The 14,077-nt window shown below is 61.3% G+C and carries 18 protein-coding genes; 6 read left to right on the forward strand and 12 right to left on the reverse strand.

What is annotated here, in order from left to right:
• Nucleotides 1-15: 15 nt before the first annotated feature.
• From ACQY1P_RS10420 to ACQY1P_RS10430, 3 genes are all read right to left on the reverse strand, one after another.
• Nucleotides 16-273 (reverse strand): hypothetical protein, encoded by a 258-nt coding sequence (locus ACQY1P_RS10420; RefSeq protein WP_062453374.1) that lies wholly within the window; start codon nt 271-273, stop codon nt 16-18.
• A 103-nt stretch (nt 274-376) separates the two neighbouring features.
• On the reverse strand, nt 377-847 hold the full coding sequence (locus ACQY1P_RS10425) for a TIGR02301 family protein (RefSeq protein ID WP_430256359.1): 471 nt from the start codon (nt 845-847) through the stop codon (nt 377-379).
• A gap of 8 nt (nt 848-855) precedes the next feature.
• Entirely contained in the window at nt 856-1,281 is a 426-nt protein-coding gene (locus tag ACQY1P_RS10430; RefSeq protein WP_062579812.1) for an NUDIX hydrolase, read from the reverse strand.
• Between the two features lie 150 nt (nt 1,282-1,431).
• Between ACQY1P_RS10430 and ACQY1P_RS10435 the strand changes: the two genes are divergently transcribed.
• From ACQY1P_RS10435 to ACQY1P_RS10445, 3 genes are all read left to right on the forward strand, one after another.
• A complete protein-coding gene (locus ACQY1P_RS10435; RefSeq protein ID WP_430256360.1) occupies nt 1,432-1,758 on the forward strand; it encodes a YnfA family protein in 327 nt (108 codons plus the stop codon).
• Nucleotides 1,759-1,799: 41 nt separating this feature from the next.
• On the forward strand, nt 1,800-2,564 hold the full coding sequence (locus tag ACQY1P_RS10440) for an SOS response-associated peptidase (RefSeq protein WP_209900444.1): 765 nt from the start codon (nt 1,800-1,802) through the stop codon (nt 2,562-2,564).
• Nucleotides 2,565-2,629: 65 nt separating this feature from the next.
• Nucleotides 2,630-3,247: a LysE/ArgO family amino acid transporter gene (locus ACQY1P_RS10445; protein ID WP_430243880.1), complete on the forward strand. Its 618-nt coding sequence runs from the start codon at nt 2,630-2,632 to the stop codon at nt 3,245-3,247.
• Nucleotides 3,248-3,253: 6 nt separating this feature from the next.
• Here the strand turns inward: ACQY1P_RS10445 and ACQY1P_RS10450 are convergent, their stop codons facing one another.
• From ACQY1P_RS10450 to ACQY1P_RS10470, 5 genes are all read right to left on the reverse strand, one after another.
• Entirely contained in the window at nt 3,254-3,391 is a 138-nt protein-coding gene (locus ACQY1P_RS10450; protein ID WP_430256361.1) for a hypothetical protein, read from the reverse strand.
• A 189-nt stretch (nt 3,392-3,580) separates the two neighbouring features.
• Nucleotides 3,581-4,399, reverse strand: a complete 819-nt coding sequence (locus ACQY1P_RS10455) for a CDP-alcohol phosphatidyltransferase family protein (RefSeq protein ID WP_062453369.1) — start codon at nt 4,397-4,399, stop codon at nt 3,581-3,583.
• A 22-nt stretch (nt 4,400-4,421) separates the two neighbouring features.
• Complete coding sequence (locus ACQY1P_RS10460) at nt 4,422-5,123, reverse strand: phosphatidylserine decarboxylase (RefSeq protein ID WP_180215429.1); 702 nt, start codon at nt 5,121-5,123, stop codon at nt 4,422-4,424.
• A gap of 245 nt (nt 5,124-5,368) precedes the next feature.
• Nucleotides 5,369-5,509, reverse strand: coding sequence for a hypothetical protein (locus tag ACQY1P_RS10465; RefSeq protein ID WP_156461813.1), 141 nt, complete (start codon nt 5,507-5,509; stop codon nt 5,369-5,371).
• 26 nt (nt 5,510-5,535) lie between these two features.
• Nucleotides 5,536-7,437: an ABCB family ABC transporter ATP-binding protein/permease gene (locus tag ACQY1P_RS10470; RefSeq protein ID WP_062579820.1), complete on the reverse strand. Its 1,902-nt coding sequence runs from the start codon at nt 7,435-7,437 to the stop codon at nt 5,536-5,538.
• A 200-nt stretch (nt 7,438-7,637) separates the two neighbouring features.
• On the opposite strand from ACQY1P_RS10470, the gene ACQY1P_RS10475 reads away from it, so the two are divergent.
• The gene (locus ACQY1P_RS10475; protein WP_062453367.1) at nt 7,638-7,862 is read left to right on the forward strand and encodes a hypothetical protein; all 225 of its coding nucleotides are present in this window, start codon (nt 7,638-7,640) and stop codon (nt 7,860-7,862) included.
• 159 nt (nt 7,863-8,021) lie between these two features.
• Here the strand turns inward: ACQY1P_RS10475 and ACQY1P_RS10480 are convergent, their stop codons facing one another.
• Nucleotides 8,022-9,929, reverse strand: a complete 1,908-nt coding sequence (locus ACQY1P_RS10480) for a LysM peptidoglycan-binding domain-containing protein (protein WP_192086778.1) — start codon at nt 9,927-9,929, stop codon at nt 8,022-8,024.
• A gap of 156 nt (nt 9,930-10,085) precedes the next feature.
• Here ACQY1P_RS10480 and ACQY1P_RS10485 point away from each other — a divergent pair, with 156 nt between their 5' ends.
• Entirely contained in the window at nt 10,086-10,706 is a 621-nt protein-coding gene (locus ACQY1P_RS10485; RefSeq protein WP_430240761.1) for a TIGR00730 family Rossman fold protein, read from the forward strand.
• 41 nt (nt 10,707-10,747) lie between these two features.
• A complete protein-coding gene (locus tag ACQY1P_RS10490) occupies nt 10,748-11,380 on the forward strand; it encodes a LysE family translocator (protein ID WP_430256362.1) in 633 nt (210 codons plus the stop codon).
• Between the two features lie 7 nt (nt 11,381-11,387).
• Here the strand turns inward: ACQY1P_RS10490 and ACQY1P_RS10495 are convergent, their stop codons facing one another.
• The 3 genes from ACQY1P_RS10495 to ACQY1P_RS10505 all read right to left on the reverse strand — a co-directional run bounded on the left by ACQY1P_RS10495 (nt 11,388) and on the right by ACQY1P_RS10505 (nt 13,917).
• Nucleotides 11,388-11,717 carry a DHCW motif cupin fold protein gene (locus ACQY1P_RS10495; RefSeq protein WP_062579824.1) on the reverse strand — a complete coding sequence of 110 codons (330 nt, stop codon included), beginning with the start codon at nt 11,715-11,717 and terminating at the stop codon, nt 11,388-11,390.
• 23 nt (nt 11,718-11,740) lie between these two features.
• Nucleotides 11,741-12,667, reverse strand: a complete 927-nt coding sequence (gene rarD, locus ACQY1P_RS10500; RefSeq protein ID WP_113111110.1) for an EamA family transporter RarD — start codon at nt 12,665-12,667, stop codon at nt 11,741-11,743.
• Between the two features lie 134 nt (nt 12,668-12,801).
• Nucleotides 12,802-13,917, reverse strand: coding sequence for a metallophosphoesterase (locus ACQY1P_RS10505; protein WP_430256363.1), 1,116 nt, complete (start codon nt 13,915-13,917; stop codon nt 12,802-12,804).
• Between the last annotated feature and the right edge of the window lie 160 nt (nt 13,918-14,077).

Consider the following 14,077-nt stretch of genomic DNA (forward strand, 5'->3'; position numbering starts at 1 on the left):
TAAGGATGTGCGAGATTACTGAACGATCCGTTCCGGCGAAAACTCTCCGGCCAGCATGCGGTTCTTCAGCGAATCCAGCAGCGCTTCGGCGCCGGTTTCGCCCAGCAGGCGGATCGTCTCGCGAATGGCGCAGGCCATCGCGACATCAGCAATGATTTCAGCCTCGATGCCATCGGCACGGCCATCGGCCCAGGCTTCATTCTGATATTCCAACGCAGCCTGCATCTTCTCGTGGACGATCATGTCATCGATTTCGTTGCGGCCTGTCTGCATACTCTTGATCCTCGGTACCCGTATTAATTACTGACCCATTAAGAACTTTATCAGCCTTTTATCAAAACGACACGGCTTGAGGTCAAAAGAGGTAAATAAACCGCTAATTTCCGTAGCGACTGGCTATTTCGGCGGCAAGTGTTGCGCCTTCGGCACGGTAGAGTTCCTCAGCCATGCGTGCGGGTTCATTGCAGGATGTGTGAACCGCGGCAAACGAGCGGTAGCCGCGGTTGTAGGCGGCGGTCAAGCGTTCCCGCCGTTTAGCCTCGCTGGCGGTGTCAGAATCCAGCAATTTCTGCATGGATCCGCGCCAATCGTCACTGGTTGCACCGCAAAGCGACCGCAAATAAGTGACCGATCCCAGCACTTCCGCAAGCCGCATCATCTGCGAATCATACGGAGCCGGTTTTGATTCGGTTTCCGCCTGTGGCGCGGCCGTTGTCGCAGACGGCGCCTGCTTCGACGATGCTTTCTGCGACTGGGCGCCAGCCGGCGCGGCGGCACAACTCAGCGCGATCGCAGCAACGATCGCGAATCGGTGGGAAGACGTGAGGAAAGACATCAGGCGGTGCATACGAACTCCTAACCGCGTTTCAGTTCCGCCGCCAGCCTTTCGGCGCACTCCAGCACGCTCGCAGGCACGGGAAGATTGCGGATCTCCTCAACCGAATACCATCCCGGATCGGCCGCATCGTCGGCGGCAATCGCTTCTCCTTCGGGGTCCGCTTCGACACGGAACACCGAGAGCGAGAAATGGCGGTTGTCGTCCTTGTCCTTCTTAAGGTCGTAGGTGGCAAACAGGGTCGGATTGCGCACAGCGATGCCGGTCTCCTCGAAGAATTCCCGCACCGCCGTCTCCGATGGCGTCTCGCCGGGCTCGGCCCGACCCCCTGGAAAGGCAAACAGATTGGCCGAGGGCGGGTTCAATCGCCGGATCAGCAGAAATTTGCCGTCGCGTTCGAGAATGGCCGACGATGCGGCCTGCGGGGAGGGCGTGGCTGTTGTCATGGACTGCTGAAGCTTTGAAGAGCGATAAGGTCAGGATAGTGTAGGCGGGAATAGCCGCCCATCAAGGACATATCATGTCGCGCGCAAAAACCCTCTCTCACGGCATGACACGGCCCGAACCATGCCGGTGAACCTCAACGGCTGGACAGCATGAAAACCTATCTCCTCTACTCGCTTGCCGCCCTGTTCGAGATCGCCGGCTGCTTTGCCTTCTGGGCCTGGTGGCGGCTGGAAAAGCCGGCTCTGTGGCTGGCGCCGGGTATGGTGTCGCTCGCGCTGTTTGCCTGGGTGCTCACCTTCGTGCCAAGCGACGCGGCCGGGCGGACCTACGCCGCCTATGGATCGATCTACATTCTGGCCTCCATCCTCTGGCTTGCTGGCGTCGAGAACCGGATGCCCGACCGCTGGGACTTGATCGGGACGACCGTGTGCCTAATCGGCGGCGCGATCATCCTCTTCGGTCCCCGCAGCGCCTGATCCGCTTGACGTCTGCCTACCCCGGTGCCATCTAATCTCGTATGTGCGGACGCTACGCCCTGACGGCGACTTCTGAGGAAATTCTGGAGGTCATGCAGGCGCTGGGGGAGGAAGGTTTCCCGGCCCGCTACAATATTGCCCCGACGCAGCCGATCCTGATCGTCATGCACAACGAGTATGTGAAGCCCGGCAGCAATCTTCCGCCGCGTCGCGCCGTACTTGCCCGGTGGGGCCTGATTCCGGGCTGGGTCAAAGATATCAAGGACTTTCCCCTGATGATCAACGCGCGCTCCGAGACGGCGGCCGAAAAGGCGTCGTTCCGGGCCGCCATGCGTCACCGCCGCGTTCTCATTCCGGCCTCCGGTTTCTACGAATGGCGCCGGCCCCCAAAGGAGACGGGACTGCCCTCACAGCCCTTCTGGATCCGCCCGAAGAATGGGGGCGTCATCGCCTTTGCGGGACTGATGGAAACCTACGCATCTGCCGATGGCTCGGAAGTCGATACCGCGGCGATCCTGACGACTGCTGCCAATCACGCCCTGCGACCGATCCACGACCGCATGCCCGTCGTCATCGCGCCGGAGGATTTCGATCGCTGGCTGGATTGCAAGAACGGTGAGCCACGCCACGTGGCGGATCTGATGCGGCCGGTACAGGACGATTTCTTCGAGGCGTTTCCGGTATCAGATCTGGTCAACAAGGTGTCCAACATGGGCAAGGATCTGCAGAAACCGGTCGCGGTGGCACAGCCGCAGGAGAAGCCGCCAAAGGCATCCGGCAGCAGCGGCCAGATGTCGCTGTTTTGATCCGTTCCGACCGCGTCACACCATCCAGCCATCGAATCACGTCCTGAACGGATTTCCCCATGAACCTGATATCCGCCGGTTTTTCCGGCTTTGCGCTGGGCGGCTCGCTGATCGTGGCGATCGGCGCTCAGAATGCGTTTATCCTGCGCCAGGGGCTGATCCGCAGCCATGTCTTCGTGCTGTGCCTGATCTGTGCGGCATCCGACGCCTTGCTGATTGCAGCTGGCGTCGGCGGGCTGGGAACGATCGTGTCGCAGTCGCCTCTGCTGATCTCGGTGGTGACGCTCGGCGGCGCGCTGTTCCTTGCCACCTATTCGGCCATGGCATTCCGGCGGGCGGTAAAGCCCGGTGCGATGGTCGCCGGCGCGCCTGAGGGCATGGCACTGAAGGCGGCGGTGATGACCTGTCTCGCCTTCACATTTCTAAACCCGCATGTCTATCTCGATACGGTCGTGCTGCTCGGCAGCCTGTCTGCGGCCTATCAGGGCCCGGAAAGGGTAGCCTATGGCGCGGGCGCGGTGCTCGCATCCTTCGCCTGGTTCTTCGGCCTCGGCTACGGCGCCCGCTATTTGGCGCCGCTATTTGCCAGACCCGCCGCGTGGCGGGTGCTGGATGGCCTGATCGGCGTTGTCATGGGGTTGCTCGCGCTCGGGCTTCTCATAAGCTTCCTGCGCGGCGCCTGAGACGGATCAGCGAGCCGGGCTGAGCGTTGGCTTGCGCTTCAGCATCATCGCCGTAGCAGCAACGGCTTTGAGGCCGAGCGGACGGTAGTGGCTGGAGAGGTCCGGTTTGGTCTCGATGTTGGTTTTGTTGGTTTCGCTGCTCACGTCTGTCTCCTCACGAATCTCTGTTCCGCTCGAGGGCGGGCCGGCGCATTTCGCCGCCAATCCGGGCGGAATCATGGCTGCGGCTTGACGATGCGATAGAGAAAGAATGGACGCGCCAACTTGCCGCAAGCTGGGGCTGCGACGCAACAATTCGTGTGCGCCGCAGCATCAGTCGCAAGGGCAGGACGATCAGACGTGCGTGCGCTCGTCCTCGATGGTGATCGTGCCATAACGCTTTTTCCACGCACGGGCAGAAAACGGCAGAACACAGAGATAGGCAATCGCGGTGATTGCCAGGATTTCCCAGGTGTAGCTCATCAAGAGGCCGACATAGAGAACGGCCACAAGCATGATCGGCAGCATCAGGTCACGGCGGATGCGGCCCGACTTGCCGGACCAGACCGGCAGACGCGAGACCAACAAGAAGCCGATCAACAGCGTGTAGAGAACGCTGGCATACACGAAGAACTTCGTCTGTTCGACGCCGAGAAAACCGAGATAGACCGGCAGAAGCACCAGAAGCGCACCCATGGGCGCCGGAACGCCTACAAAGAACTCAGACTGCCAGGGCGCCTTGATGCCGCGGTCTTCCATCACGTTGAACCGGGCAAGCCGCAGGCCAGCCGCGATCGCATAGAGAAGTGCAGCTATCCAGCCAAAGGATTTCGCTCCGTCCAGCAGAAACGCATAGGAGACGAGGACGGGCGCAACGCCGAAATTGATGATGTCGGCGAGCGAATCCATCTGCACGCCGAATTTCGACGTTGCCTTCAGAAGCCGTGCGATCCGACCATCGATCCCGTCGAGGAAGGCTGCCAGCAGCACCATCGCGACAGCGAGTTCGAACCGTCCCTCGAAGGCAAGTCTGATCCCGGTGAGGCCGGCGCAGATCGCCAGCACCGTGATCAGGTTGGGGATCATCAGGCGGACCGGGATCTCGCGCAGGCGCGGACCACGGGCCTCGTCGGTCGTATGGTTCTGTTCCGGCGGCGAGACGGGCGTCTCCATCAGATGATCTCCTTGCGTTTAGTTAGGCACGACGGCCGATGGTCGGTCCCTTGGCGGAACCGAATTCGGCCAATACGGTTTCGCCGCCGACCGCTCTCTGGCCAACCACGACGCGCGCTTGGCCACCGGCCGGAACGAAGACGTCGAGGCGCGAACCGAAGCGGATCAGGCCGAAGCGCTCACCGGCGCTGACCGGCTCGTTGGGCTTGACCCAGCAGACGATGCGGCGTGCCACAAGACCGGCGATCTGTACAACGCCGACGCGGCCGTGCGGGGTGTCGATGACAAGCCCGTTGCGCTCGTTGTCGCTGGACGCCTTGTCGAGTTCCGCGTTGACGAACTGCCCTTCGCGATACTCGATGCGTGTCACCTGGCCCCGAACAGGGGCGCGGTTGATATGGCAGTCGAACACGTTCATGAAGACCGAGATGCGCAGCATCGGCTCGATGCCGAGATCCAGTTCGGCTGGCGGCACGACCAGAGCAACATGGCTGACGCGGCCGTCGGCAGGGCTGATGACGAGATCGTCATCCTGCGGTACGACCCGTTCCGGATCGCGGAAGAAGTAGGCGCACCAGAGCGTCAGTACCAGTCCGATCCAGAACAGCGGCTCGGCGAAGTAGCCGAGGATCAGCGAGACGACGAAAAAGATGACGACGAAAACGTAGCCTTCCTTGTGGATCGGCACGAGCGTGTTGCGGATGGTGTCGAAAAGATTGATCAACCCTTGGTTCTCCTCAATGGTCTGTGCTGCCTGCCTATAGAAAAACCCTATTTGCGGCAATCCGGTTCCGTCGATGCGCCCATGACGTCATACAACTTCCCGGTATAATTGACGGAATACACCGTTTGAAGCGCCCAGCGACCTCTGCTTGAACGCGGTTTATCCCTGACGCGTCAGTTTCCCAAAGGCCCATCCTCGTCTTCTGACACTCGCAGACGCGGTGCATTGCCACAGAAATCTTCGCCTCAGCGAACCGCCTCAGGGTCTACCCAGCCCATCCAGGTCGAGAAGGCGAGCAGAGGCGAGCCGTAGAAGACCAGCACCAGCATATAGATGATGGCGATACCGCCGAGTACCAGCATCCGCCTGTTCGTATATCGTCTCATGCTGTTCTCCTGTTATTCTGCTGCCGTTACTCAGCAGCAGGTGCGCCGCGACGGACGATGCCGAGATCGTCGTTTTCGCGCACCTTCTTCAACTGCTCTTCCGCTTCCGTCGCCTCGCGCTGACGGTTCCACATCGAGGCGTAGAGGCCTTCCTGCTGCAGCAGCCCCGAATGGGTGCCGCGCTCGGCAATCTGGCCGTCGCGCAGAACGATGATCTCGTCGGCATTGATAACCGTCGAGAGGCGGTGGGCGATGACAAGCGTCGTCCGGTTCTTCGAAACGAGATCGAGTGCGGACTGGATCTCGTGCTCGGTCGTCGTATCGAGCGCCGAGGTCGCCTCGTCGAGAATGAGGATCGGTGGGCTCTTCAAAACCGTGCGGGCAATCGCCACGCGCTGCTTTTCGCCGCCCGAGAGTTTCAGCCCGCGTTCGCCGACCTTTGTCTCATAACCATCCGGCAGAGCCTTGATGAACCGGTCGATCTGAGCGATCTCGGCCGCCGCCTGGACTTCGGTATCCGAGGCACCCGGCCGGCCGTAGCGGATGTTGTAGACGACCGTGTCGTTGAACAGGACCGTATCCTGCGGCACCATGCCGATGGCCGAGCGCAGCGACTTCTGCGTCACGTTGCGCACATCCTGGCCGTCGATGGTGATCGATCCGCCCTGGATATCGTAGAAGCGATAGAGCAGGCGCGAGATGGTGGATTTGCCGGCACCCGATGGGCCGACGATCGCCACCGTCTTTCCAGCTGGCACGTCGAAGGAGATACCTTTGAGGATCGGTCGTGCCGGATCATAGGAGAACTGCACGTCGCGAAAGGCGATGGCGCCTTTTTCAGGTCCCTGTCCTATGACAAGATCCTTCGCGTCCGGCCGGTCCACGACTTCTGCTTCGACTTCAAGAAGGTCGAACATCTGCTCGATATCGGTCAGCCCCTGGCGGATTTCGCGGTAGACGAAGCCGATGAAGTTAAGCGGAACCGCGAGCTGCATCAGCAGCGCGTTGACGAACACGAAATCGCCAATCGTCTGGTCGCCGCGCTGCACTGCAAGCGCCGACATGATCATGATCACGGCCTGTCCCAGCCCGAAGATCACGCCCTGGCCGAAGTTCAGCCATCCGAGCGAGGTCCAGACGTCGGTCGCCGCCTTTTCATAGCGCTCCATGGAGGAATCGAAGCGCTTTGCTTCCATGTCCTCGTTGCCGAAATATTTCACGGTCTCGAAGTTCAGAAGCGAATCGATGGCTTTTGTGTTCGCCTCGGTATCGTTGTCGTTCATCGTCCGGCGGATGGAGATGCGCCAGTCGCTGGCCTTGATCGTGAACCAGATATAGGCGGCAACCGTAACAGCCGTGACGGCGAGGTAGGCGAACCCGTAGGCGGCCCAGAATATGATCGCCGTCAGCAGGAATTCGATCACCGTCGGCACCGAATTGAGGATGGTGAAACGAACGATCGTTTCGATGCCCTTCGTGCCGCGTTCGATGATGCGCGACAGGCCGCCGGTCTTGCGTTCGAGATGGAAGCGCAGCGAAAGCTGATGCATGTGCACGAAGGTCTTGTAGGCAAGCTGGCGCACCGCGTGCTGGCCGACCGAGGCAAACAGCGCGTCACGCAGCTGGTTCAGACCCACCTGCAGAATGCGGGTAAAGTTGTAGGCGACGACCAGCACGACGGCGCCCAGCAGAAAGACCGGCAGGATGCCCGCCATGTCGAGCTTGCCGTTTAGCGCATCCGTCGCCCACTTGAAGAAATAGGGGACAGAGATCAGCACCAGCTTTGCCAGCAGCAGAAACACCGTCGCCCAGATGACGCGCGCTTTCAGATCCGCGCGTCCGACCGGCCACATATAGGGCCACAGGTTGACGAGTGTGCTGAAGGGATTGCCGCTATCCGCAGATACGGTCTTCTTTTTTGCTGCCATGGATTTTACCTGAATCTGAGGGCGAAGAAACGCCTTCCCGGCAAATAGGCTGCGCAGGGCCATGTTGCAAATGAAACTCGCATGAAACCTCATCTGGCCTCATCGGTCGAAAGTAGGTATGACTACGGAGTGTATAAGTCCGAATTGCGAGGCGGAGGAGGTCTGGCTATTCGAGGGAAGCTCGCATTGGGAGGAATATCATGCGCTTCAAGACGATTGCCGTTGCGACTGCCCTGAGCACTCTTCTGTGGGGAGCCTCGGCCGGCGCGGCTTTCACTGCCTATACGGTGGTCAAGCATGTACCGCATCTGAATATACTGGAAACGGTCACAGCACTTGTCGAGCGCAACAGTCTTTCACTGCACGTTGCCGCCCATTCACTGGCAGTCACGCCGTCGCAACTGATGATCGGCGATCGGTCGTAAGTCTGTTTTTCTGCAGAGTGTTGCACCGATAGCCGCCGCCGCGACGTGAAGCTCAACCTCCCGCATTCCCGTGATGAGCACAGGAATGTGGAGATTGGGGAACCCGAAGCATTGACCCTGCGGTTTTAAGTCGTTTTCAGGAGAATTGGGGCTGCGTCATCATTTCCGATGCTGGATCCGTTCGCGGTGCAGCTCTTCCGAATCCGGCCGGAACTCCTCCGGTACGCCGAAGATCTGGCCGGGCTGGATGATGTCGGGGTTGCGGATCTGATCCTCGTTGGCGAGGTAGATCGTCGTGTAGCGCACGCCCTGGCCATACATCCGGCGCGAAATCTGCCACAGCGTATCGCCACGTCGGATGATCACCGAATTGCGTTCGCTTTGCGTCAGTGGCGCCTGCTGGAACGTCTTTGTGCCGTCGACGCCGGTGGCGGGAGCAGCCGGCGTGCCGGCCATTTCCTGTTCGTTGCCACCATCCATCTGCCGTGCCATGGCGGGCCCGACGGCGCGGGCGATCATGGCACCGAGGTCCTTGAGGGCTGCGCCAACGGCGGCAACGTCGTTTGGAACCTTGTCGAGTGCGGCAAGTGCTGACGCTGCATCCTTGGCGGCATTGTCGGCAACGGAGCGGGCGGAAACGGAAGCGTCGGCCGGCAGGCGGTATTCGGTCAAAGACTTGAGCGTAATCGATGTGGACGAACGTGCCGCCGCCATCTGTTCGCCGCTCGGCACCTTGCCGTCGGCGTAGAGGTTCTGCAGCAGGTTGAAGGCGCGTACCACTTCGTTGCGAAGCTTCTCGAAGGCGCCGCCATCGATCGTCGACATCGGGCTTGAAACTGCGGGGGCTGCGACTGCCGCCACCTGTTCGCCGGCCGGACGGTTGAACGGAACCTCGACCATGACGGTGCGCTGGCCGGCACCGTTCAGTGCCTCGACGCTGATCCGGTGATCACCGACCGAAAGCTGCGTGTTGCCCTCGATGACGAAATGGCCGTTGCCGCCTGCGCGCGACTGGCCGACGGGCTCGCCGTCGACAAGACCGCGCACCGTGACACCCGAGCGGGCGATGCCGGCGATAAAGATTTTCGAGCCTTCAAGCTCGACGGCGGTGATCTGCAAATCCGGTGTTCCAGCCGGAGCAGGCGTCGCGTCGGGAGCCGCGGTCGAGGACGGAGCAGAGACGTTTGGCGCGCTGGATGCGATCTGCGACGATGCCTGCGGCAAGGCCGGAGTGACGGCTGGCGTCTGAGACTGACCCGCAGCCGTCTGGCCTGCAGTGGACGGCGCAGCGCCAGGGGCAGGGGCAGGGGGTGTCGGTGATGTCGCGGCATTTGGTACGGCAGGCGCAGACGCGTTCGGCGTCGCGATGACCCGGCTCGCTTTGCCCGGCGTCGTCACCATGGCAAGCAGCTTGCCGGTCTTCGGATCGCTGGGTACGGAGACCGTCGCGGTCTCGTCCGAGACGACCGTCTTGCCGTCCTTGCCGGTGGCTTTGAGAACCAGCTGGTGATCGCCCGGCGGCAAAGGTTTGTCGAGAACGGCTGCAAAATCGCCGCTCGGGCCGACGTCGATCTTGGCGACGACCGAGTTGCCACTGGAGATTTCGAGTGTCGAATTGGGCAGCGCGCGGCCGGCAATCACGGCCGAACCGTCGGGCTCGACGCGCAGCACGTCAAAGGCGGGCTTGGCTGGCGTTTGGGCAGCGTTCGGCTGGGCGGTGACCGGGCTTGTCGCGCTCGGTGCAGCTGTTACTGCGGGTGCGGCCGGAGCGGAGGGCGCTGCCGGAGCGGAAGGGGTTGCCAGGGGAGATACGGGAGCGGCCGGCGTCGTCGCGGGCACGGATGCCTGCTCCTGCGGCTTCGGCGCGTCCGGAGAATTCGGTGCGTCTGTCGGCTTCACCGCCTGCTTCGTGCTCTCGACCGCGTCCTTGACCGCATCGCCGGCAGCGTTGATCGCATCGCCGAGCGGTTTGGCATTATGGTTGATCCGCGGCAGCACGAAAAAGACCATCAGCAGCGATGCGATGGCGAGTACGACCAGAGCGAGCCAACCGGCGCGGTTTTTCATGAGCAAAGCCTTTTCCCGATGGACCCTCCATCGTCTTTCCGGATTATCCGTTTCCTCTAGTCATAACAAGCTTTTCCAGTGTTTCAGCCTTGCTCTGCGCAGTATTTCCAGCCAAATCTCATGGTTGGTGCGTCGCGTGCCAACTCTTTGAAGTGCTTGACGGAGAAAACTGTGCCAATACGATCCATCTGCGTTTACTGCGGCTCCCAGCCGGGACGCGATCCCGCCTATATCCAGGCCGGCCGTGCGCTCGGAAAGTCCATTGCAGCCCACGGTTTGCGGCTGGTCTATGGCGGCGGCACCAAGGGCATCATGGGTGCGGTTGCCGCAGGCGTTCTGGCGCATGGCGGCAAGGTCACGGGCATCATTCCGGACTTTCTTGTCGATATGGAGGCAACCCGCCATTCGCTCGGCCAGCTCGACGAACTGATCGTGACCAAGGACATGCATGAGCGCAAGCACAAGATGTTCGAACGCTCCGATGCCTTCGTCACCCTTCCGGGCGGCATTGGCACTCTGGAGGAGATCGTCGAGATCATGACCTGGGGCCAACTCGGCCGTCATGAGAAGCCGATGGTATTTGCCAATATCGGCGGGTTCTGGGATCCGATGCTGTCGCTCGTCACCCATATGCGCGAGGAAGGCTTCATCCACCGGGGGCATCTGGTACAGCCGATGGTGATCCCTGACGTGGATGACATCGTGCCGGCCATTCTCGACCGCGACGAACAGCAGGCTGCGTCAAAGGGCGAAGCCGCCGTCATTTCGAAACTCTAGGGTTTCAGGCTCCCGCCGAGGGTAGGGAACAGGAGCACCGCATGCCAGACTGGAATATCCTGCTCGCCTTCCTTGTGACGACGTCCATCTTCGCGTTCATTCCGGGACCCGCGATGCTTTACGTAGCGGCCCGCACGATCGCTGCCGGCCGCAAGGCGGGCATGATGGCGGTGCTTGGCGTCCATCTCGGATCCTACGCCCATATCATCGCTGCAGCAGCTGGCCTTTCGGTTCTCTTTCACGCCGTTCCGGTGGTTTATGCACTGGTGAAGCTTGCAGGCGCGATCTACCTGGTCTGGCTCGGCATTTCCCTGTTTCGCGCGAAGGCTGCGGGTTCAGGCGATCTGCAGGCGGAGACGCCGAGATCCGCCCGAAAGGCATTTGCCGAAAGCATCGTCGTCGAGGTTCTCAACCCGAAGACGGCGATCTTCTTCCTGGCCTTCCTGCCGCAGTTCATCGACAGCGCAGCCAGCTTTCCGGTCTGGGTTCAATTCGTGGTTCTGGGACTGGCCGTCAGCGTGATCTTCACGATTGCCGATATCTTCGCCGTCGCCCTTGCCGGCCTGGTGATGGCACGGCTCAATCGATCGACGAGCGCGCAAAAGCTTGCCCCGCGAGCAGGCGGCACCATCCTGGTTGGTCTCGGCGCGCATCTTGCGCTGCAGAGAAGCTAGAGACGCGTCAGTCGACGATGAAGAGCTTGGCGCCCAGTGTCGTCGAGGACCGGTGCGGTTCGGCGCTGTCGGCCACCTGATAGCTCATGCCGGGTTTCAGCACAAATACGCGTCCATCGGCAAGTTCGGTCGTCATCTCACCTTCGAGGCACAGCAGGATATGGCCTTTCTCGCACCAGTGGTCGGCGAGATAGCCCGGCGAATGCTCCACCATCCGCACCCGGATTGGTCCGAAATGGCGGGTGCGCCAGGTCGAGTGTCCGGTGTCACCCTTGTGGACGGTCGGCTCAATCTGCGACCAGTCCGTCGTGCCGAAGGGGATATCTGACATCTGCATGAACGAAATCTCCTGATGGGCGGTCAGCGGCTGCGAAGGTCCCGCAGCATCGCCAGCGTATAGACGGCAAGTGCCGACCAGATGAACACGAAGGCGGTGAGCTTGATGCCGCTCAACGGCTCCTTGAAGATAAACACAGCGGTCAGAAAGATCATTGTCGGTGCGATATACTGCATGATGCCGATGGTCGACAGCTTCAGCAGCTTGGTGGCATTGGCATAGATCATCAGCGGCACGGCTGTCGCTATACCGGCAAAGGCAAGCAGGGCCGCATCGTAGCCGACACCGTTCAGGAAATGGCCCTGGCCCGTCGCTTCCAGCCAGATGAGGTAGGGCAGCATCGGAATGCTGATCAGCAGCACTTCGAGGAAAAACCCCTGGTTCGGACCGATCGGCAGCGTCTTGCGGAAGAGGGCATAAAAACCCCAGGTAAATGTCAGCGCCAGCGACACCCACGGCAGTCCGCCCGAACCCCAGGTGAGGATTGCGACACCGACCACGGCAAGCCCGATCGCCGCCTTCTGCATCGGCAAAAGCTTTTCCTTCAGCACCAGCGCTGCCATGAGGATACTGAACAGCGGATTGATGAAATAGCCGAGCGCGGCATCGATCGCATGACCGTTCGAGACCGCCCAGACATAGATGCCCCAGTTGGCGGTGATGAAGGCGGCGGTGACGCAGGCCATGCCGAGCATGCGCGGCGTCCGGATCGCGGTCTTCACATCCCCGGTGCGTCCGAGAATGATCAGCACGAGGCCGGCGATCGGCACCGACCAGATGGCGCGGTGCGCCAGCACTTCCAGCGCCGGAAGATGCGCGACCGCTTTCAGGTAGAAGGGAAGGACGCCCCACAGGAGATAGGCGGTGATGCCGAAGGCAAAGCCGCGCGGCGTGTCCTCGTTCTTCGCTCCCGCGGGTTGTGCGGCGAGGGGAACGGTATCGGTGGCCATCAGGGCGTTTCCGGCAATTTGTTATCGTTGGCTGGCGGGATACACCAAGGCAGAGCCCCCGGCCAATTCATTTCTGTGAAGCATGGATCAGTGGCGCGACCGCTCCAGCCCATACTCACACTGGATAACGCGGCTCACTTCGGCCGCAGCGTGATCACGGTGAGTTCCGAGGGCACGCCCAGCCGGAGCGCAAAACCGATCCACAGGGCTGTACCGTTATTGACATAGAGCGACATCTGATCGACGTCGTAGAGACCGGACACGAAGCCGTTGTTGAAGCGGGCGATAAGGCGATCGACCCCCCAGATCATGCCCCCATGCGTATGGCCGGACAGCTGCAGATCGGCCCCGGCGTCGGCCGAAAGCTTCGCATCACGTGGCTGGTGATTGAGGAGGATGACCGGCACGTCGGCCGGCGCACCTGATAGCGCCTTGGCAAGGTCAGGGCCTTCCAGACCGAACCGCGTGGCGTTGAGATCGTTGACGCCGGCAAGCACCATCTGCGCACCGCCGCGCGACAGCACCACGTGGCCGTTGGAAATGGTGCGAAGGCCAAGCGTCTCGTATTGCCGCATCCAGTCGTCATGGCCGAAGTAATATTCGTGATTGCCCGGAATGGTGAAGACGCCGTCCGGAGCGCGCAGTTTGGCAAGCGGGGCAACATCCAGATTGCGGGCCTGCAGATCGCCATCGATCAGGTCGCCAGTGATGACGATGAGGTCGGCATTCTGGGCATTGGCCTTGGCTACCGTCTCTTCGACCCAGGGCGCCTGAAACAGCCGGCTGATGTGAAGATCCGTCAGCTGGATCAACCGGTAGCCATCAAACTGCGCCGGCAGGTCGGGGATCCGGATCTCGACTTCCTTGACCGGCGGCACCCGGATTGCCTGATTGACGGCAAAAGCCGCAAGCGACATGGCGAGTGCACCGATCCCGTAGCGCAGCCCGACCGGTATCCGGATCCGGCGACGGCGAAGTGCTGCCGTGGCGAGGGAGACCAGATCGAGCACAAGCTGAAATATGCTAAGCAGCAGGATCGTGCCCGCCATCCAGTTGACGACGATCATCGTCATCCGCGGCACTTCAGGCGAAAACATCGTGCCAAACACAATCCGACTAATGAGACTGTGCTGGAACACCACCATCAGCACGACCGCGATCGTTCCCTTCGCCCAGCGGGGCCAAGGCAGCGGCAGAAGGAAGCGGAGGACGACGTAGAGGCACAGAAGGGCTTTGGCGAGATGAAACACGTCGATGAGGCTCGGCTTCAGGAGGATGCGATAAGGCAGGGAGCCCTAACTGTGCCGGCCGGCGGTTAATCTCAACCGGCATAACGGGATGTTGATCGGGAGGGGTGAGGCATATCGCTTCTCCCCGCCCGCAGGGAGAAGTTGGCGGGAGCCGAATGCG

Origin of the sequence: Neorhizobium sp. DAR64872/K0K18 (assembly GCF_050500175.1) — a bacterium.
In the GTDB taxonomy this organism is placed as follows: Bacteria; Pseudomonadota; Alphaproteobacteria; order Rhizobiales; family Rhizobiaceae; genus Neorhizobium; species Neorhizobium soli.